This is a genomic window from Novacetimonas hansenii JCM 7643 (assembly GCF_000964405.1).
GTDB classification, from domain to species: Bacteria; Pseudomonadota; Alphaproteobacteria; order Acetobacterales; family Acetobacteraceae; genus Novacetimonas; species Novacetimonas hansenii.
Genome location: NZ_BANE01000220.1, coordinates 1 through 2073, shown reverse-complemented (window position 1 = coordinate 2073; position 2073 = coordinate 1). Strand labels below are relative to the sequence as shown.

Here is a 2073-nt window from a genome sequence, read left to right as displayed (position 1 = left end):
TTTTGGTGAAGCTTTTTCTAAAAAGCTTCGAAAGACGCTGCCTTATTTCGATCAAAAGACAGCACCCAAAAACTTTTCCTGTTTTTTATCAATGACCTGTTTTCAAACAATCTCTAAAGCACCCCAGTCAGCGCCCGCAATAGGCGGCCCGGCTTCATGCCCCATCACGTATTCCCATGGTTTGGGGCGGGAGGCCATGGCTGGCGGCCGGACCGGTGGCCTGTTCATTCAGGTGTGGCAACGTTCCGCGATACGGTCTGCGCCACGTGCTGGTCCGTGTTCTGGTCCGTGTGCTGGGGCATGTCTGGTGGCACGCCATGGGCCATGTCATCGGGTGTGGACGGCATTTGCGGACGCACCAGCCAGTAGACGATACCCAGCGCCAGGATCGAGGCCGACAGCGCAAGCATTTCCATGACATTCACTTCCTTAAGGTCAAGGACAATGAACTTGCGCACCGTCGCCAGCATCCCGATCAGCAGGACGGAACGCATGCGGATCATGCTGTGGGGCTGTGCATCGGGCAGGACAAGGATCGAATGCTTGAACTCCAGCGCGATCAGGACGGTGAAGAACATGCCGAAGATGCTCTGGATGACTTCGGGGCTGGTGGGGGTCATCCCGATCCCCAGCAGCATCTGTCCCACCGCGATGACGACATGGACCAGCGATACCCCCGCGATCACGACAATCAGCAACGTCAGCACCAGCATGACGCCTTCTTCGAACAGGTCGAACAGGTGGGAAATCCGGAACAGGCCGGGCAGGCGTGTTATCATCGGGCGCATACGCTCCTTGGTGATGTGTGGGGATGGACGCAAATGCAGCGGCGGATGCACGCGCCGCGGCTGTATCATGTCATACCATGTCCACACGATGGGGGAAAATTCCTGGCCGTCGGGGCGTGATGAACCTTGCGCCTGATGGCGGCGGGTGAAATTATGCATGGGCAGGCCTGCAAGGGACTGGACTTTCCCCGCCCTGATCGGACATGACATTTCCCATGGCAGCATCATCGTCCCCCCCCCCGTGCCCGGAATATCAACCCGTTTCCGCACGGCTGAAGGCATTGCGCGAACGTGCGGGCTACAGCGTCCGGGCCTTGGCGCAGGATCTGGGGATGGGAAACAAATTTTCTTCCTATTCCTTTTATGAACACAAGCTGAAGAAGGACTATCTGCCGGTTGACCTCGTGCGTCGGCTCGTCCCGCTGCTGAGCGAACGGGGGGACCCGCCCATTGCCGCGAACGAGGTCTGGGCCCTGTCGGGTGTCATTCCCGGTGGATCGGACCTGAATGAAGGGATCGAACGCGCCGCGCGCGCGCAGGCCCCGCGCCGCAATGCGGACGGCACCGTCACCATCAATGAATATGATATCGCCCCCCATGCCGGCAGCGGTGCGATCGTGGGTGAAACCGACAGTGGCGCGGGCGAAGGCCATGCCAGCGTTGCGGCGTGGCACATGCCGCGCGCGTTTGTCGAAAATTATGTTTCCGACCCGTCGGCGCTTGTGATCCTGCGGGTATCGGGCAATTCGATGGAACCCGACTTCATGGCGGGGGAACGTGTGATGGTCGATACCGCGCATCGCGTGCCGTCGCCCGATGGGGTGTATGTGCTGTGGAATGGGCTTGGCGTCGTGCTCAAGCAACTGATGCTGGTGCCCCATTCCAACCCGCCGCGCATTCGCATCATCAGCATCAATCCCACCTATCCCATGGATGAGGTCGATATCGCGGACCTGGTCATCAATGGCCGCGTGGTTGGCAAATGGATGTGGAAGTAAGGGGTGGTTTGAAACGTCTCAGCCCGTAAGCCGTGGCAATCCTGAAAGTTGATGGCGAAGTCTGTTCCAGCAATCCCCCGGAAATGGTTTTCCATTCCTGCGCCATCTGTTGGTTGTGAACCGTTTCTGACGGTCTGCCGGATCGGGCATGAACACCCCCCGTGGCGCGGCACGGAGATCCCGGCAGTGGCCTGTCATATTTATCGTGTGCCCATGTGTGCGGATGAAATGGAGTTGGCTGGCTGTTTGAAAACACATCATTGATAAAAAACAGGAAAAGTTTTTGG

Annotated in this window: 3 protein-coding genes; 1 reads left to right on the top strand and 2 read right to left on the bottom strand. The window is 58.5% G+C overall.

The annotated features are described in order from the left end of the window. Positions 1–224: 224 nt before the first annotated feature. The gene (locus B7G66_RS13615) at positions 225–947 is read right to left on the bottom strand and encodes a phosphate-starvation-inducible PsiE family protein (RefSeq protein WP_231106251.1); all 723 of its coding nucleotides are present in this window, start codon (positions 945–947) and stop codon (positions 225–227) included. A 56-nt stretch (positions 948–1003) separates the two neighbouring features. Here B7G66_RS13615 and B7G66_RS13610 point away from each other — a divergent pair, with 56 nt between their 5' ends. After that, positions 1004–1786 carry a S24 family peptidase gene (locus B7G66_RS13610; protein ID WP_003621643.1) on the top strand — a complete coding sequence of 261 codons (783 nt, stop codon included), beginning with the start codon at positions 1004–1006 and terminating at the stop codon, positions 1784–1786. On the opposite strand, the gene B7G66_RS18450 is transcribed toward B7G66_RS13610, so the two are convergent. Then, positions 1749–2073: hypothetical protein (locus B7G66_RS18450; protein WP_206778197.1), on the bottom strand; the 325-nt coding region annotated here is incomplete at its 5' end. The genes B7G66_RS13610 and B7G66_RS18450 overlap by 38 nt on opposite strands.

Coding starts and splice junctions, on each gene's coding strand:
- B7G66_RS13615 (WP_231106251.1), bottom strand. CDS start 947: ATGCATAATTTCACCCGCCGCCATCAGGCGCAAGGTTCATCACGCCCC.
- B7G66_RS13610 (WP_003621643.1), top strand. CDS start 1,004: ATGGCAGCATCATCGTCCCCCCCCCCGTGCCCGGAATATCAACCCGTT.